The sequence below is a fragment of the Bradyrhizobium sp. GW821-FHT12B03 genome (assembly GCF_058807535.1).
In genome coordinates this window covers 1-26,968 of record NZ_JBXAQU010000005.1, presented here as the reverse complement: position 1 = coordinate 26,968, position 26,968 = coordinate 1, and the positions used below count along the sequence as shown (strand labels likewise).

At 65.0% G+C, this 26,968-nt stretch carries 23 protein-coding genes; 15 read left to right on the top strand and 8 right to left on the bottom strand.

The annotated features are described in order from the left end of the window. The first annotated feature begins 16 nt into the window (after positions 1 to 16). Positions 17 to 1,336 (top strand): dicarboxylate/amino acid:cation symporter, encoded by a 1,320-nt coding sequence (locus tag AC1RUR_RS11630; protein WP_492843964.1) that lies wholly within the window; start codon positions 17 to 19, stop codon positions 1,334 to 1,336. Here AC1RUR_RS11630 and AC1RUR_RS11625 read toward each other — a convergent pair. Together AC1RUR_RS11625 and AC1RUR_RS11620 are read right to left on the bottom strand one after the other, a co-directional pair. Then, positions 1,333 to 2,712, bottom strand: a complete 1,380-nt coding sequence (locus tag AC1RUR_RS11625; RefSeq protein ID WP_492843962.1) for a hypothetical protein — start codon at positions 2,710 to 2,712, stop codon at positions 1,333 to 1,335. The two genes, AC1RUR_RS11630 and AC1RUR_RS11625, sit on opposite strands and share 4 nt — an antisense overlap. Before the next feature lie 111 nt (positions 2,713 to 2,823). After that, positions 2,824 to 4,083 (bottom strand): allantoate amidohydrolase, encoded by a 1,260-nt coding sequence (locus AC1RUR_RS11620; protein WP_492843960.1) that lies wholly within the window; start codon positions 4,081 to 4,083, stop codon positions 2,824 to 2,826. A 407-nt stretch (positions 4,084 to 4,490) separates the two neighbouring features. On the opposite strand from AC1RUR_RS11620, the gene AC1RUR_RS11615 reads away from it, so the two are divergent. From AC1RUR_RS11615 to AC1RUR_RS11590, 6 genes are read left to right on the top strand one after another with little or no spacing between them, the layout of a single operon-like run. Next, positions 4,491 to 5,603 (top strand): BMP family ABC transporter substrate-binding protein, encoded by a 1,113-nt coding sequence (locus AC1RUR_RS11615; protein ID WP_492843958.1) that lies wholly within the window; start codon positions 4,491 to 4,493, stop codon positions 5,601 to 5,603. Continuing rightward, positions 5,600 to 6,712 carry an ABC transporter permease gene (locus AC1RUR_RS11610; protein ID WP_492843956.1) on the top strand — a complete coding sequence of 371 codons (1,113 nt, stop codon included), beginning with the start codon at positions 5,600 to 5,602 and terminating at the stop codon, positions 6,710 to 6,712. Before AC1RUR_RS11615 ends, AC1RUR_RS11610 begins: the two co-directional genes overlap by 4 nt. Next, positions 6,712 to 7,638 carry an ABC transporter permease gene (locus AC1RUR_RS11605; protein WP_011088891.1) on the top strand — a complete coding sequence of 309 codons (927 nt, stop codon included), beginning with the start codon at positions 6,712 to 6,714 and terminating at the stop codon, positions 7,636 to 7,638. Before AC1RUR_RS11610 ends, AC1RUR_RS11605 begins: the two co-directional genes overlap by 1 nt. 11 nt (positions 7,639 to 7,649) lie before the next feature. Next, positions 7,650 to 8,333: a biuret amidohydrolase gene (gene biuH, locus AC1RUR_RS11600; RefSeq protein WP_492843953.1), complete on the top strand. Its 684-nt coding sequence runs from the start codon at positions 7,650 to 7,652 to the stop codon at positions 8,331 to 8,333. Continuing rightward, on the top strand, positions 8,330 to 9,862 hold the full coding sequence (locus AC1RUR_RS11595; protein ID WP_492843951.1) for an ABC transporter ATP-binding protein: 1,533 nt from the start codon (positions 8,330 to 8,332) through the stop codon (positions 9,860 to 9,862). Before biuH ends, AC1RUR_RS11595 begins: the two co-directional genes overlap by 4 nt. Before the next feature lie 14 nt (positions 9,863 to 9,876). Then, positions 9,877 to 10,362, top strand: coding sequence for a nucleoside deaminase (locus tag AC1RUR_RS11590; RefSeq protein ID WP_492843949.1), 486 nt, complete (start codon positions 9,877 to 9,879; stop codon positions 10,360 to 10,362). A 225-nt stretch (positions 10,363 to 10,587) separates the two neighbouring features. Here AC1RUR_RS11590 and AC1RUR_RS11585 read toward each other — a convergent pair whose 3' ends face one another. Further along, positions 10,588 to 11,694, bottom strand: coding sequence for a hypothetical protein (locus AC1RUR_RS11585; protein ID WP_492843947.1), 1,107 nt, complete (start codon positions 11,692 to 11,694; stop codon positions 10,588 to 10,590). A gap of 571 nt (positions 11,695 to 12,265) precedes the next feature. Between AC1RUR_RS11585 and AC1RUR_RS11580 the strand changes: the two genes are divergently transcribed. The 4 genes from AC1RUR_RS11580 (at position 12,266) to AC1RUR_RS11565 (ending at position 16,970) form a co-directional block, all read left to right on the top strand. Beyond that, positions 12,266 to 13,837, top strand: coding sequence for an ABC transporter ATP-binding protein (locus tag AC1RUR_RS11580; RefSeq protein ID WP_492843945.1), 1,572 nt, complete (start codon positions 12,266 to 12,268; stop codon positions 13,835 to 13,837). Next, positions 13,821 to 14,912 carry an ABC transporter permease gene (locus AC1RUR_RS11575; protein ID WP_492843943.1) on the top strand — a complete coding sequence of 364 codons (1,092 nt, stop codon included), beginning with the start codon at positions 13,821 to 13,823 and terminating at the stop codon, positions 14,910 to 14,912. The genes AC1RUR_RS11580 and AC1RUR_RS11575 overlap by 17 nt, the downstream gene beginning before the upstream one ends. Continuing rightward, positions 14,899 to 15,816, top strand: coding sequence for an ABC transporter permease (locus AC1RUR_RS11570; RefSeq protein ID WP_492843941.1), 918 nt, complete (start codon positions 14,899 to 14,901; stop codon positions 15,814 to 15,816). Before AC1RUR_RS11575 ends, AC1RUR_RS11570 begins: the two co-directional genes overlap by 14 nt. Before the next feature lie 77 nt (positions 15,817 to 15,893). Then, positions 15,894 to 16,970, top strand: coding sequence for a BMP family ABC transporter substrate-binding protein (locus tag AC1RUR_RS11565; protein ID WP_492843939.1), 1,077 nt, complete (start codon positions 15,894 to 15,896; stop codon positions 16,968 to 16,970). 104 nt (positions 16,971 to 17,074) lie between these two features. Here AC1RUR_RS11565 and AC1RUR_RS11560 read toward each other — a convergent pair whose 3' ends face one another. Then, positions 17,075 to 18,424: an 8-oxoguanine deaminase gene (locus AC1RUR_RS11560; protein ID WP_492843937.1), complete on the bottom strand. Its 1,350-nt coding sequence runs from the start codon at positions 18,422 to 18,424 to the stop codon at positions 17,075 to 17,077. A 153-nt stretch (positions 18,425 to 18,577) separates the two neighbouring features. On the opposite strand from AC1RUR_RS11560, the gene AC1RUR_RS11555 reads away from it, so the two are divergent. From AC1RUR_RS11555 to AC1RUR_RS11545, 3 genes are read left to right on the top strand one after another with little or no spacing between them, the layout of a single operon-like run. Further along, positions 18,578 to 19,405, top strand: a complete 828-nt coding sequence (locus AC1RUR_RS11555; protein WP_492843935.1) for an FAD binding domain-containing protein — start codon at positions 18,578 to 18,580, stop codon at positions 19,403 to 19,405. Continuing rightward, positions 19,402 to 22,125: a molybdopterin-dependent oxidoreductase gene (locus AC1RUR_RS11550; RefSeq protein WP_492843933.1), complete on the top strand. Its 2,724-nt coding sequence runs from the start codon at positions 19,402 to 19,404 to the stop codon at positions 22,123 to 22,125. Before AC1RUR_RS11555 ends, AC1RUR_RS11550 begins: the two co-directional genes overlap by 4 nt. A 22-nt stretch (positions 22,126 to 22,147) precedes the next feature. Next, on the top strand, positions 22,148 to 23,545 hold the full coding sequence (locus AC1RUR_RS11545) for a nucleobase:cation symporter-2 family protein (RefSeq protein ID WP_492843931.1): 1,398 nt from the start codon (positions 22,148 to 22,150) through the stop codon (positions 23,543 to 23,545). Between the two features lie 106 nt (positions 23,546 to 23,651). On the opposite strand, the gene uraD is transcribed toward AC1RUR_RS11545, so the two are convergent. The 4 genes from uraD to AC1RUR_RS11525 form a co-directional block, all read right to left on the bottom strand. Beyond that, positions 23,652 to 24,539, bottom strand: a complete 888-nt coding sequence (gene uraD, locus AC1RUR_RS11540; protein WP_492843929.1) for a 2-oxo-4-hydroxy-4-carboxy-5-ureidoimidazoline decarboxylase — start codon at positions 24,537 to 24,539, stop codon at positions 23,652 to 23,654. A 6-nt stretch (positions 24,540 to 24,545) separates the two neighbouring features. Continuing rightward, entirely contained in the window at positions 24,546 to 25,481 is a 936-nt protein-coding gene (gene puuE / locus AC1RUR_RS11535; RefSeq protein ID WP_492843927.1) for an allantoinase PuuE, read from the bottom strand. Next, entirely contained in the window at positions 25,482 to 25,895 is a 414-nt protein-coding gene (locus AC1RUR_RS11530; protein WP_008134648.1) for a DUF3830 family protein, read from the bottom strand. 91 nt (positions 25,896 to 25,986) lie between these two features. After that, the gene (locus tag AC1RUR_RS11525; RefSeq protein ID WP_492843925.1) at positions 25,987 to 26,274 is read right to left on the bottom strand and encodes a hypothetical protein; all 288 of its coding nucleotides are present in this window, start codon (positions 26,272 to 26,274) and stop codon (positions 25,987 to 25,989) included. 242 nt (positions 26,275 to 26,516) lie between these two features. On the opposite strand from AC1RUR_RS11525, the gene AC1RUR_RS11520 reads away from it, so the two are divergent. Next, positions 26,517 to 26,735 (top strand): hypothetical protein, encoded by a 219-nt coding sequence (locus tag AC1RUR_RS11520; RefSeq protein WP_492843923.1) that lies wholly within the window; start codon positions 26,517 to 26,519, stop codon positions 26,733 to 26,735. Positions 26,736 to 26,968: the final 233 nt, after the last annotated feature.

The window sequence follows — 26,968 nt, the reverse complement described above, 5'->3', positions numbered from 1 at the left end:
ATTGGGGGAGTCCGTTATGTCGACCATTGCTGCGGCCCCGGCCGCCGAGCGCAAGCCGCTCTACGCCTCGCTATTCGTCCAGGTTCTGGCCGCGCTGGTGCTTGGCGTCATCCTGGGGATGGCCGCTCCCGACTTCGCCATCGGGCTCAAGATTCTCAGCGACGCCTTCCTGAAGCTGATTTCGATGATCGTGGCGCCAATCGTGTTCTGCGTCGTCGTCCACGGCATTGCCGGCGCCGGCGACCTCAAGAAGGTCGGCCGGGTCGGCGTCAAGGCGCTGCTCTATTTCGAGGTCATGACGACGGTCGCCCTCGTGGTCGGCCTGCTGCTCGCCTACCTGTTCGGCCCCGGCCACGGCATGAACATCGACCCCTCGACGTTAGATGCCAAGGCGCTCAATACCTATGCCGACAATGCCCACAAGCTGTCCGGCGGCGGCATCGGCGCCTTTCTGATGAACGTGATCCCGACCACCTCGTTCGACGCCCTGTCGCGCAACGACGTGCTCCAGGTGCTGTTCTTCGCGGTGCTGTTCGGCGTCGGCCTCGCACTCGTCGGCGGGGAAAAGGGCGCGCTCGTCACCAACATGATCGACGCGGCGTCCACCGTGCTGTTCCGCGTCATGGGGCTTATCGTCCGTGTCGCTCCCCTCGGCGTGCTCGGCGCAGTCGCCTACACCGTCGGCAAGTACGGCGTCGGCTCGCTCAAGCAGCTCGTCTCGCTGGTGATGCTGTTCTACGTGTCGGTCGGCATCTTCGTGCTGGGCGTGCTCGGCGGGGTGATGGCGCTTGCCGGAATCAACATCCTCAAATTCCTCGCTTACCTGCGCGAGGAACTGACCATCGTGCTCGCAACCGCGTCCTCGGACGCGGTGCTGCCCCAGATCATGAAGAAGCTGGAGCGCATGGGCGTGAAGGATTCCGTGGTCGGCCTCGTGATTCCGACCGGTTATTCCTTCAACCTCGACGCCTTCTCGATCTACCTCACACTTGCCGTCGTGTTCATCGCGCAAGCGACCAACACGCCGCTGTCCTTCGGCGATCTCCTCTTGGTGCTTGGCGTTTCCCTGATCACCTCGAAAGGCGCGCACGGCGTGCCGGGCTCGGCCATCGTGATCCTGGCCGCGACGCTCAATGCGGTGCCGAGCATTCCGGCGATCGGCCTCGTGCTGGTGCTCTCGGTCGACTGGTTCATCGGCATGGCCCGCGCGCTCGGCAACCTCGTCGGCAACTGCGTTGCGACGGTCGTGGTCGCCGCCTGGGAAGGCGACCTCGACCGCGCCAAGGCGGCCAAGGTTCTGGAGGGTGGCGAGCTGATCGACGTGACCGCGGGTTAGCGTCCGTCATCCCAACGGAGGAGCGGCGTTCCATACGCCCTCCTCCAGACGGACAGGAAGCGGGGAAACCAGGAGTGCGCCACGGCGCCCTTATAGGCCCAGGTGCGATATTTCAGACCATGTTCCGAGATCAGCTCCTGATAGCCGCCATGGACCTCGGTCGCGGTCCGGATGTCCTTCAAGATTCCCAGGGCAGAGGCCCGATAGATATTGCCTCCCGAGAATTCGTCGTAGTCCAGCATGCGATCCGCGAACTCGACGTTGAACGTCGGCCAGGACGAACGCCCCTGATAGGCCGGCGCCGCGATCTTGTGGATCATCTTGTTCCGCGGATTATCCGCGGACACCAGGAAATGGAACGTGCTGGGGATACGAAACCGCGGTTCGGCAATGATCAGATCCGCCGTGGCCGCGAACAGCGCGCGCTCGCTGGCCTCGCTCATATCCCAAAAGCCGCGATGCACGCTGACGAAGTCCAGGGCGACCGATGACGCCGGCGAGCTCGCCCGGCCATCCAGTGAGTGCCTGATATAGCCGCCCTTGCCGAACAGGCGGAGCAGGTCCTTCTTGTATTGCGCAAGGTCGCGCCCGAGCAACCGCTTCAGCTCGTTCTCGTCGACGACCCCGAGCTGCACACCCCATGCGAACGTCGTGTAGATGCAGGCATTGGTGACGAAACGCCTGCGTTCGGCACGCGTGTCCGTTGCCGCCGAACGCGGCGCGCGGGCATCGCAGAGCAAATACCTGACACCGTCATCGTCGAACGGCTCCAGCTCGCTTGCGAGCTGGAGGATCGCGCGCTTGAGGTCGCCGCCGTATTCGGCCAACAACAGGCGGCCGGCATGCGCGCATTGTGACATCGCCAGATAGGATGACGTCCTCTCGTCGGCGCTCATCATCTGCTGGAGACCGGCGAGAATGCCGAGCAGCGCATCCGATGGCCGCGAGAAATAGTTCACGCCGAGATACCGGCCGCGTCCCGCCGGGACGATGGTCGTGGTGACGACGTCGGCGCGAACCGCCTCCAGCAACAGGCGGACGCTCTTTTCGAGCAACCGAGCCCGGCGCACTGCGTCCTGCGCGTCCATGATGGTTTCGGGATCGAGGACGTCAGGGTAGAACCAGGCGAAGTCGCGCGGATAATAGGCGGATGCGTGCGGCGCTCCCGTAACGAGAAAGGGCTCGGTCAGCGAGAAGGCGCTGTCCATCGAATGCCGGTAGAGGTCCTCGATTGCCGGCAACGCATGATGCGACCTTCTCAGGAAACGATCGCCGAGGAAATTGACCGCCTGAAGGGCGTTGGCGACGAAGCTCGCAACTGTGCCCTGGTAAAACCGATTTCCGCGATGTGATGGCAAGGAAATATCGCTGTTCATGTCCGCCTGGTGTCTCGTGATCCCGGTGCTGGCCGGTCACCATTCCAAGCATGGCTGATTCGTGTCTCGCCTCTATGACGTCCGGGATCCTGGCGCTCGGTTCGTGCCGGCCTACCCCTCCCGCGGGCTGAATTTCTCGATCACCCTGAGCAGCACCCGCGCACCGGTGTCGGCGTCGGCCAGTTCGACGTGCTCGTCCGGGTGATGGCTGACGCCGCCGCGGCAACGGACGAAGATCATCCCGACATCGGCGATGTCGATCATGGCCATGCCGTCGTGCCCGGCCCCGCTCGGCAGCTCGAACACGGAAACGCCCTCCGCGGCGATCGCCTGCGCGATCTGGTCCTTGAGCCAGGGCGCGCAGGGCGCGGTGCGGTTCTCGTGGGTGACGTCGAGCTGGAGCGCCAACTGCCGGCGCTTTGCGATCGCCTCGATCTGTCTGACGACGTCGGCGACCGCGCGCTTGCGGTGCATGTCGGTCGGCGCGCGCATGTCGATGGTGAAGGACACCTCGCCCGGAATGACATTGGTCGCACCGGGCCGCGCCTGGATGTAGCCGACGGTGCCAACCAGCCCGCCCTCGTCGGTACGGCAGAACTGCTCGATCGCGCCGATGCATTCGGCAGCGCCAGCGAGCGCGTCACGGCGCAGCGCCATCGGCACGGTGCCGGCGTGACCGGCCATGCCGTTCAGCCGCGCGGCCAGCCGTGTCGCGCCCGCAATCGCGGTAACCACGCCGACGGGCAGGTTCTGCGCTTCCAGCACCGGCCCCTGCTCGATGTGCAATTCGAGATAGGCGAGCAGTTCGCGCCGGGTCCGTGCGGCCGCGCCGATATGGTCCGGATCGAGGCCAAATTTGACGAGCGCATCGCGCATCGACAGGCCGTCGCGATCGCGCGTGTTCAGGACGCTCTCGTCGAAGGTGCCGGCCACCGCGCGGCTGCCGAGCAGCGTGGAGGCGAAACGCACCCCCTCCTCGTCGGCAAAGCCGATGACCTCGATCGCGAACGGCAGACGTTTGCCGCGGCGATTGAGATCGGCGACGCAGGCGATCGCCGTGATTACTCCCAGCGGCCCATCCCATTTGCCGGCATCGCGCACCGTGTCGTAGTGCGAGCCGAGCATCAGGCAGGGCGCCGCCGGCCGCTCGCCCTCATAGCGGCCGCAGACATTGCCGATCGCATCGAGATGCGCGCTCATGCCGGCCTCGCGCATCCAGCCGAGGATGAGATCCGCCGCCGCGCGCAGCTCCTTGCTGAGATAGATGCGGGTGAGCTTGTCGGTCTCTTCCGAGATCGCGCCGAGCTCGTCGATGCGGCGAACAATCTCCTTGCCGAGCGATGCATCGTGAACGGCGGTAGCAGCACCCATCTCGGTCGAGCTTTCCATCTTCTCGGACCGCAGCGGCGGCGGTCCTGGCGACAATCGATACAAGTTCGGTGCCAGCAAAATCACGCGGCCAGCACCGACCCAATCAGCGCGTGGTTAGCATGATTGCGGCTTGCCGGCAGACCGTCCGACGCCGGTCATACACATGCGACAGCTGGTTAAGATTGCTTAACTCCGCTGCATACAATCGGATAATATTGCTTATAAATTAATCTGCCGGTTTCCTCGGCAAGATTTTGAAAGAGATATAAACGTTATTTTTCAAATACTTGCGAATAGATGCGCGATCTATAGCCTCTGGCACAAAGCTTGCGACAACTTATCCCGGCTCCGCCAGACCGGCGGTGACCGCGAGATCAAGGCGGTGCATCCGCCAAGGGGAGCAGGCAATGGATTTTGGCAGGATTTCACGACGTCATTTGTTGCAGGGCGGCGCGGCCCTCACCCTTGGCGCGGCGGCGGGCGCCCGCCCGGCCTTCGCGGCCGACACCACCATCGGCTTCATCTATGTCGGCTCGCGCGACGACTACGGCTACAACCAGGCACACGCGCAGGGCGCGGCGGCGCTGAAGAAGATTCCCGGGCTGAAGGTCGTCGAGGAAGAGAAGGTGCCGGAGACCGACGCGGTCGAGAAGACGATCGAGTCCATGATCAATCTCGACGGCGCCACCCTGCTCTTCCCGACCTCGTTCGGCTACTACAATCCGCACATGATCAAGATGGCCAACAAGTTCCCGAAGCTGCGCTTCGAGCACTGCGGCGGCCTCTGGACCGACAAGGACCCGAAGAACGCCGGCAGCTATTTCGGCTATATCGACGAGGCCCAGTACATCTCCGGCATCGTCGCCGGCTACACCTCCAAGAGCGGCAAGCTCGGCTTCGTCGCGGCGAAACCGATTCCACAGGTGCTGCGCAACATCAACGCTTTCACGCTCGGTGCCAGGCTCGCCAACCCGAAGGCGACCACGCAGGTGATCTTCACCGGTGACTGGTCGATGCCGGTCAAGGAAGCCGAAGCCACCAATAGCCTGATCGACCAGGGCGTGGACGTCCTCACCTGCCACGTCGACGGGCCGAAGACGATGGTCGAGAACGCGGCGCGCCGTGGCGCCTTCGTCTGCGGCTACCACACCAACCAGTCGCCGCTCGCGCCGAAGGCGTATCTCACCGGCGCCGAGTGGAATTGGGAAGCGCTCTATCCGAAGTTCGTCAAGATGATCGCCGCCGGCGAGAGCATCCCGAACTTCTATCGCGGCGGCCTCAAGGAAGAGATCGTCAAGACCTCGCCCTATGGCGAAGCCGTCTCCGCCGAGGCGCGCAAGCATGCCGACGACATCAAGGCCAAATTCTTGTCGGCAGAAGGTTACGCGATCTTCAAGGGAGGGCTCGTCGACAACAAGGGCAAGACGGTCATCGCGGCGGGCACCGATCGCGGCCAGAAGGATCCCGAACTGGAAAAGATGGACTATCTCGTCGAAGGCGTGATCGGAGCGACTTCGTGACCACGGAAGCGGCGGATTCCACTGACGCGGTCGGGACAATCGCCCCGGCCGCCGATCCGGGATTCCTCCAACGCCACGGCGCAACGATTGAGTACATCCTGATCCCGGGCGCGGCGCTCGCCGGCGCGCTCGTGGTCTTCGGCATCTTCGTCGCGATGTTCGGCAAGAACCCGCTCGACCTCTATTTCTACATGTACTACGGCGCTTTCGGCACCTGGTTCTCCTGGCAGAACACGCTGACGCGCGCTGCACCGCTGATCCTCACCGCGCTCTGCACGGCGCTGCCCGCCCAGCTCGGCATGGTCATCATCGGCGGCGAAGGCGCGCTGCTGATCGGCGCGCTGTCCGCGACGAGTGCTGCGCTCGCCCTCCAGGGCATGCCGCCGCTCGTCGTGCAGATCGCCATGGTCATCGCCGGCGTGATCGGCGGCGGATTGTGGATCATGCTGTCCGGCGCGTTGCGGCAGTATCGCGGCGTTAACGAGACTATCTCGAGCCTGCTGCTCGTTTACATCGCGCTCGCGGTCCTCAACCATCTCGTCGAGGGGCTCATGCGCGATCCCGCCAGCCTCAACAAGCCGTCGACCCGCGAGATCGGCGCCGCCAACATGATCGGCTCCATCCCCGGCACCGACGTGCATTGGGGTCTGGTGTTCGGACTGATCGCGGCGATCGCCGCCTACATCCTGATCTATCACACCGTGTTCGGCTTCGCCGCGCGGGTTGCCGGCGGCAACATCCGCGCCGCGAAGATCGTCGGCCTCGGCGTCAGCAAGCTGATCCTGACCGTTTGCTTCCTCGCCGGCGGCGCGGCAGGCCTTGCCGGCATGGTCGAGGTCGCGGCCGTGCAGGGGCGAACCAACGCCAATCTCGCGGCCGGCTACGGCTTCACCGGCATCCTCGTCGCGTTCCTGGCGCGACAAAATCCGCTCGCCATCATTCCCGTCGCGATCCTGCTCGGCGGCATCAGCGCCAGCGGCGGCCTGTTGCAGCGTCGCCTGGGATTGCCCGACGCGTCCGTGCTGGTGCTCCAGGGAATCATCTTCGTCTTCGTGCTCGCCAGCGATGCGCTCTACGGCCGCATCGGATTTCTGAAAGGCAAGTCCTGATGGCAGACGGATCGATCGGACTCTGGACCGTCCCGCTCGCCGTGCTCGGCGGCGCCATTCGCGTCTCCACCCCGTTCCTGTTCGTGAGCCTCGGCGAATGCATCACAGAGCGCTCGGGCCGCATCAATCTCGGCCTCGAAGGCACGCTGGTGATGGGCGCAATGAGTGCCTACGGCATCTCCTATCTGTCGGGATCGCCATGGTTGGGAGTCCTCGCCGCCGGCATCACCGGCGCGCTTCTCGGCGCACTGCATGCCGGCATCTGCTCACTGCCGCGCGTCAACGACGTCGCGGTCGGCATCGCCTTGATGCTGTTCGGCACCGGCCTCGCCTTCTATCTCGGCAAGCCGCTGATCGAGCCCACCGCACCGCGCCTGCCCGCGATCGATTTCGGCTGGTGGAGCGACATCCCGCAGGTGCGCGCCGCGCTGCGCGTCAACGTCCTCTTCCTGATCGGCGTCGCGCTGGCGCCGATCCTGTACTGGGCCTTCCGCACCACGCGCTGGGGCCTTCTCATCCGCACCGCCGGCGAGAGCTCTGACGCCGCACGCGCCATGGGCCATTCGGTGCTGCTGATCCGCCTGCGCGCCACCATGGTCGGCGGCTTCCTCGCCGGCATCGGCGGCTCGTTCCTGTCGCTGTTCTATCCCGGAAGCTGGAACGAGGGCTTGTCCTCCGGACAGGGCATCACAGCAGTCGCGCTCGTCATCTTCGCGCGCTGGGATCCCCTGCTCTGCCTGTGGGCCTCGCTCGCCTTCGGCGGAGCCGCCGCACTGGGACCGGCGCTTCAATCGGTCGGTGTCACCTCCGGCTACCACCTCTTCAACGCCGCGCCCTACATCCTGACGCTGGCGATCATGATCATCACCTGCTCGCCGAAACGCACGCTGACCGGAGCCCCGGCCGAATTGTCGATCACCCGCTAGAGAGCGAAGTCATGCCCGAGCGCTACATCAAGTCCGAGCCCTACGCCTGGCCCTATAATGGCGACCTCCGCCCCGAGAACACCGCGCTTGTTATCATCGACATGCAGACCGATTTCTGTGGCGTCGGCGGCTATGTCGACAAGATGGGCTATGACCTGTCGCTGACGCGGGCGCCGATCGAGCCGATCAAGAGGCTGCTCGCCGCGATGCGCAAGCAAGGCTTCCACATCATCCATACCCGCGAGGGCCATCGCCCCGATCTCTCCGACCTCCCCGCCAACAAGCGCTGGCGCTCGCGCCAGATCGGCGCCGGCATCGGCGATCCCGGCCCGTGCGGCCGCATCCTGGTGCGCGGCGAGCCCGGCTGGGAGATCATCGAGGAGCTCAGCCCCCTGCCGGGTGAGCCCATCATCGACAAGCCCGGCAAGGGCTCGTTCTGCGCCACCGATCTGGAGCTGATCCTGCGCGTTCGGGGCGTCGAGAACATCGTGCTGACCGGCATCACCACCGACGTCTGCGTCCACACCACCATGCGCGAGGCCAACGACCGCGGCTTCGAATGCGTGTTGCTGCACGATTGCTGCGGCGCGACCGACAAGAGCAACCACGACCACGCGCTCAAGATGATCACGATGCAGGGCGGCGTGTTCGGCGCGGTCTCGACCTCGGATGCCTTCATCGGAGCGATTTCGTGATCATCGGCGAAACGCCTCCGCCGTCAGGCGCCTTCGGCGTCGACGCCATCGCCATGACCATGCGTTTCGGCGATTTCCTGGCGCTCGACAATGTCGAGCTGAAGGTGCGGCCGGGCTCGTTCCATGCCCTGCTCGGCGAGAACGGCGCCGGAAAATCGACGCTCGTCAAATGCATCATGGGTTATTACCACGCGACCGAAGGCGACATCATCGTCGGCGGCCGCGAGCAGGCGATCGCCAACCCGAAGGACGCGCACGCCCTCGGCCTCGGCATGGTCTACCAGCACTTCACGCTGGTGCCGGCCATGACGGTTGCCGAAAACCTCGTGCTGGCCCGCGACAATGTGCCGGCCGTGGTGGACTGGTCGAAGGAGATGAAGGAGCTCGAGGCCTTCCTGGCGCGGATGCCTTTCAAGGTGCCGCTCTCCGCGAAAGTCTCCGACATCTCGGCCGGCGAACGGCAGAAATGCGAGATCCTGAAACAGCTGTATCTCAAGCGCCACTTCCTGATCCTGGACGAGCCGACCTCGGTGCTGACACCGGCGGAAGCCGACGAGGTGCTCGGCATGCTCCGGGACATGGTGGTCAAGGGCGAGCTGACCATCCTGATGATCACGCACAAATTCCGCGAGGTCATGGCCTTCGCCGACGAAGTCACGATCCTGCGCCGCGGCAAGCTCGCCGGAGCCGGCAAGGTCGCTGAGCTGACGCCAGACGCGATGGCGCGCACCATGATCGGTGCCGAGGAGCTGACCGTGCAGCCGGCCCGTACCGGCGAAGCCGGACAAGCGCGCCTTGAGATCGCAAAGGTCCGCGCGCTCGATGATGCTGGGGCCATCGCCGTCCACGACGTCTCGCTCACCGTGCGCGCCGGCGAGATCGTCGGCATCGCCGGCGTCTCCGGAAACGGCCAGCGCCAGCTCGTCGAGGTGCTGGCGGGCCAGCGCGCAGCCGAGAGCGGCGAGATCCGCGTCGCGGGCGATCCCTATCGCGCCAGCCGCGAGGAGATGCGCCGTCACAAGATGTCACTGCTGCCCGAGGAGCCGCTGAAGAATGCCTGCGTCGGCGGCATGAGCGTCGCCGACAACATCGCTTTCCGCGAGTTCGACCGTGCGCCGTTCGCCAGCGGCGGCTGGTGGCTCAATCGCAGCGCCTTCCGCAACGACGCCAGGAAGAAGATCGGGCAGTACAAGATCAAGACCCGCACGCCCGATACGCCGATCTCGGCGCTCTCGGGCGGCAACGTCCAGCGCGCCGTGCTCGCCCGCGAGCTCGGCGGCGACGTCGAGGTGCTGATCGCCGCCAATCCCTGCTTCGGCCTCGACTTCGCTGCCGTGGCGCAGATCCACGCGGAGATCATGGCCGCGCGCAACCGCGGCGCCGCGGTGCTGCTCGTCAGCGAGGACCTTGACGAACTGCTTGAACTCTCCGATCGACTGGTAGTGATGTTCCACGGCGAATTCGTGTATGAAGCACGGACCAGCGAAGCCGACCTCACCGTGGTCGGCCGGCACATGGCAGGTCATTGATCCGCGGAGCAGCGATGAGCGGCGCAATTGAGCGCGACAAGCACTTTCTGCGTCTGTCCTTTGCGGTCGCCCGCCGTTCCCTCACCCATGGCAACCATCCGTTCGGCTGCATCGTCGTCGATGCGGGCGGCAAGGTGCTGATCGAAACCGAGAACGGCTACATGCCTGACCACGACGGCACTGCGCATGCCGAGCGCCTCGCGGCCACGCAGGCCAGCCGCACGCTCAGCCGCGAGGTGCTTGCGCAGGCCACGCTCTATACCTCGGCAGAACCGTGTGCGATGTGCGCCGGCGCAATCTACTGGGCCGGCATCGGCCGCGTGGTCTACGGCCTCAGCGAACACCGCCTGCGCGGCGTCACCGGCAACCACCCGGAGAACCCGACGCTCGACCTGCCCTGTCGCATGGTCTTCGCCAGCGGCCAGCGGCCGACGGAGGTCGTTGGGCCGCTGCTGGAAGACGAAGCCGAAGCGCTGCACGACGGCGTGTGGACGAAGTAGGCGCTGCCACAAACTCAGAATCGTTGGGTGGGCAAAGGCGCCCTTGCGCCGTGCCCACCAATTGAATGCAATTGAAGCAGAAGTGGTCGGCACGCTTCCGCCTTCGCTCTTCGAGCTACGGCGGACAAGTCGCTTTGCCTACCCTACGGCAGCGTTGATCTTCACAGGCAGATGACGCCGCGCATTCCTGCGCGGCGCCATCCAAACTTGAAGACCGTCAGCCGATCAGAACTTCACAGTGATGCCACCGTAGACCGTGGACTCGGTGCAGCTCTTGGTGCTCTGACCCGTCGCGGCGACCGTGCAGACACCGGCCATGGCGTTGTGGTCGAGGCCGAACTTGTTCTGCCAGTAGCGATAGGCGACCCAGAGGTCGACGAAGTGCGAGTACTTGTCACCCCAAACCGCCTTCGAGGCATCGAAGGTCAGGCGGATCGGTTCGCTGTTCAGCTCGGTCTTGGACTTGGTGCTGAAGATGCCAGCGCCCGAAAGCGCAGGAAGACCGTTCGAGTCGCCCTTCGGTCCGTACCAGCCGGCGCGGCCGCTGATCGACCAGAACTGCATGTTCGGCGGCAGGAAGCCGAGATCCATGTAGTAGTTGATTTCGACGGCCCAGGTCGGCTTGTAGCTGACGTTGCCGTCGGAGTTGCAGGTCACGCCCGCCACGCCCGGTCCGAACAGGCCGCACTGGGTGAAGGCGTTGTGGTTCAGGAACTCGTAATACATCAAGGGCGCGACGTTGAAGTAGCCCTTGTAGGGAAGATCGAAGGCGAACTGCAGACCGGCGACGACGTCGCGCTTGGCGGGCGCGAGGAAGTTGTTCTCGGTATTGGCGTCCATGCCGACTTCGAACGAGATGTTGTGCAGCGGCCCCATGGTGAAGGCCTTGGTGTTGAAGATCTCGTTCCAGCCGAAGGTCGAACGGAACAGGCCGTAGATCTCGGTTGCGCCCGCGCAATCGTTAAGGCCACCAGTGATGGTCACGCCGGGCGCGACGCATGGGCTGGCAGGATCGTTTTTGCCGGACTTGAACATCGAGATGGTGAAGAAGTTGGTGCCGTAGGCCCAGAGGTCGAAATGGGTGAAGGAGTAGACCTGCTTGGCCGTAGTGCCGTTGATGCTGCCGTCCGGACGGACGCTCCACATACCGGGATCGGTGCCCTTGGGCATCCAGGAGAATGACACGCGGTTGTCGATCACCAGGAAGAACGGGAGGTCGGCCGCCTTCTTGGCAGCCTTGACCGGCAGATCCGCCGCCTGGGCCACGCCAGAGGTGGCGAGCGTAGCAAGTGACAGCGCGGCCGCTGCAATTGCCTTGAAACGAAACGACATCCTGAATACCCCCAAGTTTGGACACGTAAAAATGAACGTCCCTTGGGTGCGACACTTGCGCCGATCTCCCGGGGTGAGAAGCCTCAACTTCTTTCAAGGCATGCCGCTTGTTTCGGCACCCGGCGGCTTTTGACGGTGGAAATTTGAGGGGGCCGGTGCACGCAGCCGCCCCGCATGCGGCAGGGCAAAGCCGGCCATTGCCGGACATTCCCGTTTGATTTTATTTGCCTTTCGTGTCGCAGCGGAGATGCTGAGATGAAGGTCGGAGGCGGCCCTCACGTCGGCCTGCAAGTGCATACGCGTGGTGGCGCGACTTTGCTCAAGTTCACGTCAAGCCTGCACAGCCTATTCCGATTTGGCTTGAACCGTCACAAATCTGCAACAGCGGTCCCGCGCGGGCCGCGCCTGCAAGGACGGTCTTGGACGCTGTTGCGCGATCCGCGTCGGCGACTCGCCGACATCAGCCGCCTGCCGAAGCGTTGAGCAAGGGATGACGCTTTTTCACACCTTACGCGACGGTTCAAACTAGCTCACTATTGAGGCACTTCACCCCATGCAAGCGCATCAGCGAATGTTAGATCCGACGCCTAACGGCCTGCATTCCGGCGAGTCCCCGCTGCTTCAGACGGTCGGGCTCACCAAGCGCTATGGCGATTTCCTCGCCAACGATTCCATCGACATCGACATCTGGCCGAAGGAAATCCACGCCTTGCTGGGCGAGAACGGCGCCGGAAAGTCGACGCTGGTCAAGGCGATCTACGGTCTGATCCAGCCCAGCGCCGGCGAGATTCGCTGGCAGGGTGAGCGGATTGTGCTGTCCGGTCCGTCGGAAGCTCGCAGCCGCGGCATCGGCATGGTGTTCCAGCATTTCTCGCTGTTCGATAACCTCACCGTAGCCGAGAACGTCGCGCTCGGCCTCGACGGCAAAGAGTCCTTCAAGGACATGTCTGCGCGGCTGGAGCAGGTATCGAAGACCTATGGACTGCCGCTCGATCCCAAGCGCGAGGTCTGGCAATTGTCGGTCGGCGAACGTCAGCGCATCGAGATCGTCCGCGCGCTGATGCAGGATCCGAAATTCCTGATCCTGGACGAGCCTACCGCCGTGCTGACGCCGCAGGAAGCCGACCAGCTCTTCATCGTGCTGGAGCGGCTGAAGGCCGAAGGCCGCGCCATCCTCTACATCAGCCACAAGCTTGAGGAGGTGAAACGGCTCTGCGACACCGCCACGATCCTGCGTGGCGGCAGGAAGGTCGACACCTGCAATCCCAGGCTCGAGACCGCCGCCTCGCTCGCGCGCATGATGGTCGGCGGCGAGATCAAGGAAGTGAAAGCTGCCGCTGGCCGGAAGACCACCGTGCCGCGGCTCGTCGTCAACGATCTCTCGCTTGCACCGGCCGAGGCGCACGGCGTCCGGCTCGAGCACATCTCGTTCGAGCTCAAAGGCGGCGAAATCCTCGGCATCGCCGGCGTCGCCGGCAACGGCCAGGACGAACTGTTCGCCGCACTCTCCGGCGAGCGGCTCTCGCAGGACCCGGGCACGGTGGTGATCGAAGGCATCGCCGCCGGGCATCTGTCGATCACGCAACGGCGCAAGCTGGGCGCCGCCTTCGTGCCCGAGGAGCGGCTCGGCCACGGCACCGCGCCGCGCATGAAGCTGTCGGAGAACGCGCTTCTGACCGGGCATGCCGCCAGCGGCATGGTCCATCGCGGCTTCATCGACACCGCGGCCACGCTGAAGACCGTGGACCGTGCGACCGAAACCTTTGACGTACGCAAGGCCAAGCGCGATCCGGAAGCAGCATCCCTCTCCGGCGGCAATCTGCAAAAGTTCATCGTCGGTCGCGAGATCCTGCGCAATCCGGCGGTCCTGGTGGTGAGCCAGCCGACCTGGGGCGTCGATGCCGGCGCCGCCGCTGTGATCCGGCAGGCGCTGCTTGATCTCGCGACTGCGGGCGCGGCCGTGCTGGTGACCAGCCAGGATCTCGACGAACTCGCCGAGATCGCCGACCGCATCGCCGTGATGTTCCACGGCCATTTGTCCGCGCCGCTCGCAACGAGCGAGGCGACTCGCGAAAAGCTCGGTCTTCTGATGGGCGGAAGCAGCCTGGAGCCGAAGGAGGCCGCGCATGCAGTTGGTGCTTGAGAAGCGCGCCGAGCGTTCCAATACGATTGCGCTGGTCTCGCCGCTGATCGCGATCGGCCTGACGATCGTCACCATGACCATCCTGTTCGCGATCCTCGGCAAAAATCCTCTTCTCGCGCTGCACGCCTATTTCATTGCGCCACTGACCGATGGCTATTCGCTCCAGGAGATCGCGGTGAAGGCGACGCCGCTGGTGATGATCGCGATCGGGCTGTCGCTCTGCTATCTCGCCAACGCCTGGAACATCGGTGCCGAGGGGCAATTCCTGATCGGCGCGGTTGCCGGAAGCTGGATCGCGGTGAAGACGCAAGGCACCGATGCCGGGGCCTGGGTGCTGCCGGCGATGCTCGTCCTCGCCGCCGCCGCGGGCGCGCTCTATGCTCTGATCCCGGCGATCTGCAAGGTGAAGTTCGGCGCCAGCGAGATCCTGACCAGCCTGATGCTGGTCTATGTCGCCGATCTCTTTCTCGACTACCTCGTGCGCGGTCCCTGGCGCGATCCGAACGGCTTCAACTTCCCGACCACGGCCGAATTCGATCCCGTCGCGACGGTGCCGCTGCTGATCGAAGGCGGCCGGCTGCATCTCGGTTCGATCATCGCCCTGCTCGTCGTCGCCGCCGCGGCGATCCTGCTCGGACGAACCATCAAGGGATTCGAAATCCGGGTTGTCGGCGCTGCGCCGCGCGCGGCGCGGTTCGGCGGTTTCAACGCCAACCAGCTGATCATCCTGACCTTCGCGGTGTCAGGCGCGCTCGCGGGTCTTGCCGGCATCATCGAGGTCGCAGGTCCGGTCGGACATCTTCAGCCCGGTATCTCGCCGGGCTACGGCTTTACCGCGATCATCGTCGCTTTCCTCGGACGGCTGAACCCCCTTGGAATATTAATTGCAGGCCTTTTTCTCGCACTGACCTTTATCGGCGGCGAGCAGGCGCAGATCGCGATGAAGATCCCGTTGGACGTCACCAAGGTGTTTCAGGGCATTCTGCTGTTCTACGTGCTCGCCTGCGACTCCCTCATTCTCTACCGCTTCAAGCTGGTCTTCCCGAACCGACAGGTGGCCAGTGGAACTCGTTGAAGCCATCATCCTCGCGGTGCTCGCCGCATCGACGCCGCTCCTGATCGCCGCGACCGGCGAGCTCGTGACCGAGCGCTCCGGCGTGCTCAACCTCGGCGTCGAGGGCATGATGATCGTTGGTGCCGCCTGCGGCTTTGCCGGCGCCTGGCTGACCGGCTCGATCTTCATCGGCGCGCTGTTCGGCATCGCCGCGGGCATGCTGATGTCGCTGATCTTCGCGCTGATGGCGCTCGGCCTCGCGGTCAACCAGGTCGCGACGGGCCTGGCGCTGACCATTCTCGGCATCGGGCTCTCCGGCCTGATCGGCGCCGGCTTCGTCGGCGAGCGCATCACGCCGGCGGTGCATCTTGCCATTCCCGGCCTCACGGGCATCCCGCTGATCGGCCGCGTGCTGTTCGGCGAAGACGCCTTCGTTTATTTCTCCATCGCGCTGATCGTCGCTGTCTGGTGGTTCCTGTACCGCACGCGGGCGGGGTTGATCCTGCGCGCCTGCGGCGACAATCACGTCTCGGCGCATGCGCTCGGCTATCCCGTGCTGCGCATCCGCACCTTTGCCGTGATGTTCGGCGGCGCCTGTGCAGGCCTTGCCGGCGCTTATTTGCCGCTCGCCTACACGCCGTTCTTCATTCCCGGGATGACCGCAGGCCGCGGCTGGATCGCACTGGCGCTCGTCGTGTTCTCGTCCTGGCGGCCCGGCCGGCTCGTGGTCGGCGCTTATCTATTCGGCGCGGTGACGATCCTGCAACTGCACGCGCAGGGCTGGGGCGTCGGCATTCCCTCGCAATTCATGTCGGCACTGCCTTACCTCGCGACCGTCATCGTGCTGGTCCTGCTCTCCCGCGCGCGCACCGGCGGCTCGACCGCACCGGCCGCGCTCGGCACCGTTTTCGTGCCTGACCGCTGAGTTTCATTTCCGCGGCGGGCGCGATGGGGCGCGCGCGTTGCGGATCGTGGCTTTCCCCGACTATCTGGAGATCGATGATGAGAAAATCACTTCTTGCGCTGGCTGCCGGGCTTTTGCTTGCCGGCAGCGTCAGTGCAGCCTCCGCCGCCGACAAGCTGAAGGTCGGCTTCATTTACCTCGGCCCGGTGGGCGATCTCGGCTGGACCTACCAGCACGAGCAGGGACGCCTGGCGCTGGTCAAGGAACTGGGCGACAAGATCGAGACCACCACGCTCGAGAATGTCCCCGAAGGTCCCGACGCCGAGCGCGCCATCGAGCAGCTCGTCCGCGCCGGCAACAAGCTGATCTTCACCACATCGTTCGGCTACATGGACCCGACGCTGAAGGTCGCCAAGAAATATCCGAACGTGCATTTCGAGCACGCCACCGGCTACAAGCGCGACAAGAACATGTCGACCTATTCGGCCAAATGGTACCAGGGCCGCTACATCCAGGGCCTGATCGCGGCCAAGATGTCGAAGTCCGGCGTGCTCGGCTATATCGGCTCGTTCCCGATTCCCGAGGTCGTCTCCGGCATCAACGCGACGATCCTCGCGGCGCAGACCATCAATCCGAACATCAAGGTCAAGATCATCTGGGCCAACACCTGGTTCGACCCGGGCAAGGAAGCCGACGCCGCCAAGGCGCTGATCGACCAGGGCGCCGACGTGATCATGCAGCACACGGATTCCCCGGCGGCGATGCAGATCGCCAGCGAACGCGGCAAGCTCGCCTTCGGCCAGGATTCCGAGATGATCAAGTTCGGACCCAAGACCCAGCTGACCTCGATCCTCGACACCTGGGGTCCCTACTACATCGAGCGCGTCAAGGCCGAGCTCGCCGGCACCTGGAAGTCCGAGGACACCTGGGGCGGCCTCGACAGCCACATGTTCGCGATGGCGCCCTACACCAACATGCCCGACGACGTGAAAAAAATGGCCGAGGATGCCCAGGCCGCGATCACCAGTGGCAAGCTCCATCCGTTCAAATGCCCGATCGTTGGGCAGGACGGCAAGGAGGTCGAGTGCAAGGGCGGCGCCAATCTCGCTGACGGCCAGATTCTCGGTATGAATTTCTACGTCAAGGGCATCGACGACAAGCTGCCGGGCAAGTAGCACGCTTCTTGCATTGCCCAGATCACCTGCTCCTCCCGGAACAGGTTCGGAGGGGGTAGCCACAAGCACCCGGCACTTGTGGTTGCCCCCTCTTTCTATTCCCCCTATCCCGCCTGCATCGCCCGCGCCGCGGAACTGTGGCGGCGGATGAGATTGGCGACATCCAGTCCCGGGATCGCGCCGTCGATCACAGCCCATTTCCCGGCCGCCATGACCCGGTCGGCCCGATACGCCCCGCACAGAACGACCGCGGCAAGCGGGTCGCCGTGGCCGGAAAAGCGCAGATCGTCCAACTTGAACAGTGCCAGATCGGCAGCCTTGCCGACCGCGATCTCGCCGAGTTCCGGCCGCCCGACGCAGGCGGCCGAGCCCTTGGTGGCCCAGCGCAGCGCATCCTTGTGGCTGACCTTCGCCACCCCATAGCGCGCACGTTGCAGCAGGAAGGCCGCACGGATCTCCTGCATCAGGTTCGACCCGTCGTTCGAGGCCGAACCGTCGACGCCGATGCCGATCCCGACGCCGGCCTCCTCCATCTCGCAGACCGGACAGCAACCGGACGCCAGAAGCTGGTTGCTACAGGCACAATGGCTGATGGTCGTCCCGGCCTTGCCGAGCCGTTTCATCTCATCCGGATTGAAGAAGATTCCATGTGCGAGCCAGGTCCGCGCGTTGAGCCAGCCGCATTGCTCGAGATAGTCGAGCGGACGGCAGCCGTACATCTGCTGGCAGAATTTGTTCTCGTCCTCGGTCTCGGCGAGATGGGTGTGCAGGCGCACATCGAGCTTGCCGGCGAGGTCGGCGGTCGCGCGCATCAGCGAGGTCGTCACCGAGAAGGGCGAGCAAGGAGCAAGCGCGATCTGCACCATCGCATCCGCACCGCGCTGGTGATATTTCGTCACCACGCGCGCGCTGTCGGCGAGAATCGTGTCCTCGTCCTGCACGACGCTGTCGGGCGGCAGGCCGCCATCGCGCTGCGACAGGTTCATCGAACCGCGCGTCAGCAGCACGCGCATGCCAAGCCGCCGCGCGACTTCGACCTCGATATCGACGGACTCCTCGAGTCCCGCCGGAAACACGTAGTGATGATCCGTCGTCGTGGTGCAACCCGAGAGCAGCAGCTCGGACATCGCCACGGTAACGCCGAGCTGCAGCCGCTCCGGTGTCAGCTTCGCCCACACAGGATAGAGCGCCTGAAGCCAGGGAAACAGCTCGCGGTCCATCGCCGCCGGCAGCGCCCGCGTCAGTGTCTGGTAGAAATGATGATGGGTGTTGATGAGGCCCGGCAGCACGACGTGCTCGCCCGCGTCGAACATCGCGACATCCGCGGTCGCGGGCGTGCCGCCGGCCGGCACGAGCTCGACGATTCGGCCATCCTTCACCACGATCCCGCGTCCGGCGCCGTCGGCGAGGATCGCCAGGGGGTCCCTGATCCAGATCGGCTTTGTGTCGCTCATGATCCTGTTTCTCCCCACATCCGCTGACGGCAGACCTGCAAGGTGGAGGCCAGCCCGATCGCGTTTCCGCTGCGACTTCTTGTTGCGACTTGGCTCTGGTCTTGCAAGACTTTCTCTCGGTGCAAATCACTCGACGCAAGCGCTGGCGCAGCCATGGACTTGAATACCATCACAGCCGTAGCCCATCCGCAAACGCGCGCGCAGCTGCCCGTTTGGACGCCAGGTGATGCTTGGCTCGCAGGCGGCACCTGGCTGTTCTCGGAGCCGCAAGCGCAGCTGAAACGGCTGATCGATCTCACCGATCTGAAATGGCCGGCGCTGACCATCACCGAGAGCCATCTCGGCATTGCCGCCACTTGCACTGTCGCGCAGATCGATGGTTTCGCGTGCCCGCCCGACTGGCTCGCAGCGCCGCTGATCAACCAGTGCTGCCGCGCGTTCCTTGCTTCGTTCAAGATCTGGAAGACCGCGACCGTCGGCGGCAATCTCTGCATGTCGCTGCCGGCGGGACCGATGATCTCGCTCACATCAGCACTCGACGGCGTCTGCACGATCTGGAAGGCCGGCGGCGGCGAACAGAAGATTCCCGTCATCGACTTCGTCACCGGCAACCAGCGCAACCGCCTGACGCCCGGCGACCTGCTGCGGCAGATCGATATCCCGATTGCCGCACTGAAGCGCCGCACGGCGTTTCGCCAGATTTCGCTCGCCCCGGTCGGCCGCTCGGCGGCGCTCCTGATCGGCAACCTCGATGCCGACGGCACGCTCGCGCTGACCGTCACCGCATCGACGGTACGGCCGATCCGGCTCACCTTCGCCAAGGCCCCGGATGCGAATGCGCTTCGCGACGCGATCATGCAGCAGATCACGGACGACCTGTACCACACCGACATCCATGGCAAGCCGCTCTGGCGCAAGCATATGACGCTGCGGCTCGCTGAAGAGATTCGCGGCGAACTCCTGGGGGCTGTGCCGTCATGAGCTTCGAGGTCAACGGCAAGACGTTTCCGCAGGAGCCGCGCGCCGGCCAGTGCCTCCGCACGTTCCTGCGCGAGCTCGGTCATTTCGGCGTCAAGAAGGGCTGCGATGCCGGCGATTGCGGCGCCTGCACCGTGCTGCTCGACGGCGAGCCGGTGCACAGCTGCCTGATCCCGGCGTTCCGCGCCGAGGGCCGCGCGGTCACCACGATCGAGGGCCTCGGCGAGGACCACGGCGCGCATCCGATGCAGCAGGCCTTCCTCGATGCGCAGGGCTTTCAATGCGGCTTCTGCACCGCCGGGATGATCCTGACCTGCGCCTCGCTGAACCAGGCGCAGCGCACCGATCTCGGCGCGGCGCTGAAGGGCAATATCTGCCGCTGCACCGGCTATCGTGCGATCGAGGACGCGCTGCTCGGCAAGATCAATGTCGAGGAGAGCGTCGAAGCCGGCGCCGCCTTCGGCCGCAGCCTGCCGGCGCCCGCAGGCCCCGATGTCGTGCACGGCACGGCACGCTATACGTTCGACACGCAGATTGACGGCCTGCTTCACATCAAGCTGCTTCGCTCGCCGCACGCCCACGCCAGGATCGTCGCGATCGACAAGGCTGCGGCGCTCAGCGTTCCCGGCGTGCATGCGGTGCTGACGCATGAGGATGCGCCGTCGGTGCTGATCTCGACGGCGCGGCACGAGAAGGACTGGATGGATCCCGAGGACACCCGCATCCTCGACGACGTCGTGCGCTTCATCGGGCAGAAGGTTGCCGCGGTCGTGGCCGAGAGCGAAGCCGCCGCCGAGGAGGCGTGCCGCCGGATCGAGGTCACTTACGAGATCTGGCCTGCGCTGATCGATCCAGAGCAGGCGATGGCGCCGGGCGCGCCGATCATTCATCCCGACCGCACCACCGCAAATCGCATCGCCGACGCCCAGCGCAACCTGGCCGCGGAGACGCATGGTGAGTACGGCGATGTCGCGTCGGCGCTCGCCACGTCCGCCGTCACCTACGAGGCAACCTTCCACAGCCATCGCGTGCAGCATGCTGCGCTGGAGACCCATGGCGGTCTCGCCTGGCTCGATGAAGCCGGCGTGCTCAACGTCCGCACCTCGACGCAGGTGCCGTTCCTGACCCGGCGCGCGCTGTCCGACATTTTCCAGCTTCCCCCGGACAAGGTCCGCGTGTTCTGCGAGCGCGTCGGCGGCGGCTTTGGCGGCAAGCAGGAGATGTTCGTCGAGGATATCCTCACGCTCGCCGCGCTGAAGACGGGGCGCCCCGTGAAGCTCGAGCTGACCCGCGAGGAGCAGTTCATCGCGACCTCGACGCGGCATCCGATGCGGGTCCACATCAAGGCCGGCGCCGATGCCGACGGCAAGCTCACCGCACTTCAGCTCGACGTGCTCTCCAACACCGGCGCCTACGGCAATCACGCCGGCCCGGTGATGTTCCACTCGCTGGCCGAGTCCATCAGCGTCTACAACTGCCCGAACAAGCGGGTGGACGGTTACGCCGTCTACACCAACACGGTGCCAGCGGGCGCATTTCGCGGCTATGGCCTGCCGCAGACGCTGATCGCGATCGAGGCCGCGATCGACGAGCTGGCAAGGCAGCTCGGCATCAGCCCCTACGACATGCGCAGGCTGAACGTCGTCAAGCCGGGCGATCCCATGCTGTCGCCGCCGCCGTCCGAATTTCACGACGTGCTCTATGGCTCCTACGGGCTCGACCAGTGCCTCGATCTCGTCGAACGCGCGATGCAGGCGGACGGCCCGCAACCGGACCTGTCGCCTGATTGGCTGATCGGCGATGGCGTTGCCCTGACCATGATCGACACGGTGCCGCCGGCCGGCCACATCGCGGACGCCATGATCGCACTCAACGACGACGGCGGCTTCGACCTCACCGTCGGCACCGCCGAGTTCGGCAACGGCACCAGCACCGTCCACCGCCAGATCGCCGCGACGACGCTGGCGACCACCGTCGACAGGATTCGCCTGCGCCAGTCCGACACCGCCCATGGCGGCCATGACACCGGCGCCTATGGCAGCGCAGGCACCTTCGTTGCCGGCAAGGCGACGCACGCAGCCGCCATGCAGCTTGCGGCCGAGCTGAAGGCGGCGGCCGCAGATGCCTGGCTCTGCAACGTCGAGAGCTGCATGCTCGAGGACGAGGCCGTCGTCAGCGGGGTCCGACGGATGTCCTTTGCCGAACTGGCGAAGCTTGCACGCGAGCGTGGCCAACCGCTCGCGGCCAGCGGCAATTCCGGCGGAACCCCGCGCTCGGTCGGCTTCAACGTCCAGGGCTTTCGCGTCGCCGTGAACAAGGGCACCGGCGAGCTCAGGATTCTCCGCAGCGTGCAGGCGGCGGATGCCGGAATCGTCGCCAATCCCATGCAGTGCCGCGGCCAGGTCGAGGGCGGCGTCGCGCAGGCGCTTGGTGCGGCGCTCTACGAGGAGATGGTGATCGACGCGGACGGCCGCGTCACCAACCCGAAGTTCCGCGACTATCACCTGCCCTCCTTCGCGGACGTGCCGCGCACCGAGGTCTTCTTCGCTGAGACCTCCGACACGATCGGACCGCTGGGGGCGAAGTCGATGAGCGAGAGCCCGTACAACCCGGTCGCCGCCGCGCTCGGCAACGCGATTGCAGACGCCACCGGCATCCGCTTCACGGCGCCGCCTTTCAAGCCGGACCGGCTGTTTCCGGCGCTGCACGACAAATTTGGTTAGGCCTATTTCGGGGGATTTATTCATGAGCAGCGAGGTCCATCCCGTCGACGAGGTCCTGCCGATCCCGCGCCTGCTCGCGTTGGGGCTCCAGCACGTACTGGTGATGTATGCCGGCGCCGTCGCCGTGCCGCTGATCATCGGACGCGCGCTGAAGCTGCCGCCGGAGGACGTCGCCTTCCTGATCAGCGCCGACCTGTTCGCCTGCGGGCTTGCGACGCTGGTGCAATGCCTGGGCTTCCCCGGGGTCGGCATTCGCCTGCCCGTGATGATGGGCGTGACGTTCGCCTCTGTCGGCCCGATGCTGTCCATGGCGGCTTCACCTGACATCGGCCTGCTGGGCATCTATGGCTCGGTGATTGCAGCCGGCCTGTTTGGCATCGTCGTCGCCCCCTTCGTCAGCCGGCTGCTGCCGCTGTTTCCGCCCGTCGTTACCGGCACCATCATTCTCGTCATCGGCATCTCCTTGATGCGGGTTGGGATCAACTGGGCCGGCGGCGGATTGCCGACGCTGACGAAGGTGGTCGACGGCGTCGCCGGCAGCTTTCCCAATCCGGCCTACGGGCAATTGCAGGGCCTCGGCATCTCGCTGTTCGTGTTGCTGTTCATTCTCGCCCTGATCAAATGGGGCACCGGCTTCCTCGCCAATGTCTCCGTGCTGCTTGGTATCATCGCCGGCGCCGTGCTCGCGACCATTCTGGGCGTGATGCATTTCGACAAGGTCGCTGCCGCCTCCTGGGGCGCGCTGGTGATCCCGTTCCGCTTCGGGATGCCGCAATTCCATCTGGTGCCTGTTGTCACCATGTGCGTCGTCATGATCGTGGTGATGATCGAGTCGCTCGGCATGTTCCTCGCGCTCGGCGACATCACCGGCAAGACGGTCGACCGCGAAGCGCTGAGCCGGGGCCTGCGCGCCGACGGCGTCGGCACGCTGCTCGGCGGCATCTTCAACACCTTTCCCTACACCTCGTTCTCGCAGAATGTCGGCCTCGTCTCGGTGACAGGCGTGCGCTCGCGCTGGGTGACGGTGACGGGCGGCTGCATCATGCTCGGGCTCGGCCTGTTGCCGAAGCTCGCCGCGCTGGTCGAGGCGGTGCCGCTGGTCGTGCTCGGCGGCGCGGGCCTCGTGATGTTCGGCATGGTCGCTGCAACGGGCGCGCGCATCCTCACCGCGGTCGATTTCCGCACCAACCGCTACAATCTCTTCATCGTCGCGATCTCGATCGGCTTTGGCCTGATCCCGCTCGCCGCCCCCGGCTTCTTCAAGAGTCTGCCGCATGATCTGCAGCCGCTGCTGGAATCGGGCATTCTGCTCTGCGCAATCGTCTCGGTGCTGCTCAACGCGTTCTTCAACGGATTGAGCGGCGGTGCAGCGGCGGAAGCGGATGCAGTGACGGTCGCCTCATCCGCGCAACATGTCTAGAGCGCGATAGAGTTAGGTTAGATCGGCGAGCGGGATCACCTCTCCCCGACGGGGAGAGGTGATCTGAGCTCTCGGTTCGCATCAATTCAACCACGCACATTCCGGTTTAGCTGCCGCGATAGGTCGCGTAGCTCCAGGGCGTCACCAGCAGGGGAACGTGGTAGTGATTTTCCGGCTCGCTGATCGCAAAGCGCAGCGGGATCTCGTCGAGGAACGGCGGGTCCGACAGCGGCACGTTGCGCTCGGCGTAATATTTGGCGACGCGGAAGCGGAGCTCGTAGCGGCCGATCGGCAGCGGACGGCCGCCGATCAACGGCTGGTCGGTGCGGCCGTCCGCGTTGGTGACGGTGCGTGCGATGACGCGGCTCTCGCCGAGGCTGGCGAGCTCGACGAGCTCCACGGGGATGCCCGGAGCGGGCTTGCCGGCGTGATTGTCCAGCACATGCGTCGAGAGCCGGCCGTGCACCTTCAGCTTGTCGTCGGCAGTGACGAGCTGATCGAGCCGCAGCGCGGAGATGCGGCCGATCTCCTCGATCGCGCGGCGCGTCTCGGTCTTGCCGATATTGAGCAGCCGTGTCTCGAAGTCGTGCAGCACGGAATCCTTGGTGTGACGGCGCACGCAGACGATATAGGGGAAGCCGAACTTGTCTCGGTACGCGGTGTTGACGCGCTCGAACGCGGCGTATTCGGCGTCCGACAGCCGGTCGAGCCCGGCGCTGTTCTGCTCGTCGGTGGATTCCGCCGTCAGGCCCGCCGCGCGCTGGGTCTTGTTGGCGAGATCGGGATGCGCCCGGATCAGCGCCAGCTGCACGTCGGGTTCGGCGCTCTGGATCGCGGCCATCAACGCGGTATGCAACTGGTTGATGCCGGCGAATGGCCGCTGCTCGGCGATCTTCTCCGCGATCCACGGCGAATATTCGACGACGTTGGCGAGCGCCGCGACGAAGTCGGCTTTGTCAGCAGCGTTGAGATCGGCGAGCGAGAGTTGCGACATGCTTGCTTACCCGATCTCGAATGCATCGACCGCAAGATGCGCGTGCTTGTCGTGCCAATGCTGCGCGATCTGGAGCCGCGTCGGCACCCAAACGCGCTCGTGCTTGCCGATGTAATCGAGGAAACGGATCAGTCCCGCAGCCCGACCGGGCCGGCCGGCGAGACGGCAGTGCAGTCCTACCGACATCATCTTCGGCGCAGTCTCGCCTTCGGCATAGAGCACGTCGAAGGCGTCCTTCAGATAGGTGTAGAACTGCTCGCCTTCGGCAAAGCCCTGCGGGTTGATGAACCGCATGTCGTTGGCATCTAACGTATAGGGAATGATGAGCTGCTTGCCCTTCGTGCCCTTGACCCAATAGGGCAGATCGTCGGCGTAGGAGTCGCAGAGATAGACGAAGCCGCCCTCCTCCATCAGGAGGCGGTTGGTGTTGATCGAGGAGCGCCCGGTGTACCAGCCGAGCGGCCGCGATCCCGTGGCCTCGGTGTGGACGCGGATCGACTCGGCGATCTCGGCGCGCTCCTGCGCCTCGGTCATGTCCTTGTGCTCGATCCATTTCAGGCTGTGGCTCGCGATGTCCCAGCCGGATTCCCTCATCGCGGCAACAATTTCCGGATTTCGCTTCAGCGCAGTGGCGACACCGAACACGGTGGTCGGCCACTTCCGCTCATCGAACATCCGCCATAGCCGCCAGAAGCCGGCGCGCGAACCATATTCGAACATCGATTCGATGTTGGCGTGACGCTGGCCCGGCCAGGGCTGCGCGCCCAGCACATCGGACAGGAACGCTTCCGAGGCGCGATCGCCGTGCAGGATGTTGTTCTCGCCGCCCTCCTCGAAATTGACGACGAACTGCACCGCCACCCGCGCATTGCCCGGCCATTGCGGATGCGGCGGGTTGCGGCCGTAGCCGCGAAGGTCGCGCGGGTAGCGGGTGTCAGCCACTCAGACTTCCTCGAAGCGGATCGGCAGGGCGCCCTTCCACAGCACGCTCTTGCCGAGGGTCGCGAGATTCTCCAGCCCCGAGGTCACCGTGATGAAGTGATTGCCGGCGAGCTGGCCCATCTTGCTCGCGAAGCTGACGCCGCCATAGGCCATCAGGATCTCGGTCTCGCTGATGCCGCCGGGATAGAGGATGATCTGGCCCGGTGCGGGATAGCTGGTGTGGTTCTCGTAGCCGACGCCGAAATCGAGGTCGCCGAGCGGCATCCACACCGCCTCGCCGCTCCAGCGCACATGGATGATGTGGCTTTCGAACGGCATCGCCTTGCGGAACGCGGCAACGGTCTTGGGCGCCGCCTGCTCCTCGAAACGGGCATCGAAGGTGTAGTCGCCGGCGCGGATAACGAGTTTGCTCATCTCATCTCTCTGGATCGGGTGCCTGAAGGCCCCACGGGGAATTTTCAAGCAAAGAGCATTCCATCGGGCTTCGCGCAAGGGCCGCGGCACCTCACCTGCGGTCGTAGGACCAGCCGAAAATGCCGCTCCGCCGGGTCTCCGGCTCGGGCTCGGCGGCCGGCGCGGCCGAAGGGGGCGCCTCCCTCAGTTCCGCCTGCGGCGGTGGCGGAGGCGGCGCCGGCAGGTTCTCGCATTTCATGGAGTAGACCAGCTTGCCGTCCGCGGTCCGTCCGATCGGGGCGCAGGGGTCCGGGTGCGCCGCCGAGGTCTTTGGAGTCAGCTTGACCTGCGCCATGGCCGGCGAGGCGATCAGGAGGAGGACCAGCAGATATTTCGACATCGTTGTCGCCTGAAAACTCAATTCGCCTCATTGAACCGGATTGCACAGGCCAAGTCCATCGCGGCTGCGGGCACGATTGCCGAATATTTAGCCGGGACCAAAAAATTGGCTCGCCCCATCGTGAAGGCAACCCTTCCGATCGTGAAGCGCCCGCTGCTGATATTCGGCAAGGCACATCGCCATGTCAGGCCTGACGACGACGACATGACCCACAGCCGGAGCGTCGTCACGGGAGAAACAACATGCAAAAGACCTTCGCAATTCTCGGCGCCGCACTGATCGCCGCCGCCACCATCCACACCGCCGCGGCGAACGAGCGCCACCACGCCCGCAAGGCGCAGCCCGCCCCCATGACCCAGTCGGTGCGCGACTCCAACGCCGCGATCTGGCCGTCGCAACCGACCGCGCCCGACTGGTCGCGCTACGCCAACGGCGCGATGTCGGCGCCGGCGGGACGGTGATGCTGGAAGTGTAGAGCGCGACGGCTTCAGCATCATACTTCGCTGCGCTCGCAATGACGGAGCAAGGAGCAACAGCATCGTTCTCCAAGTACCAATGTCATTCCCCGCGAAGGCGGGGAATCCAGTACGCTGCGGCTTCTCGATGAATCATAGGCACTTCGGAATACTGGATCGCCCGGTCAAGCCGGGCGATGACAGCGAGTGTATGGTTGCAGACACGCCTTCGCATCCTC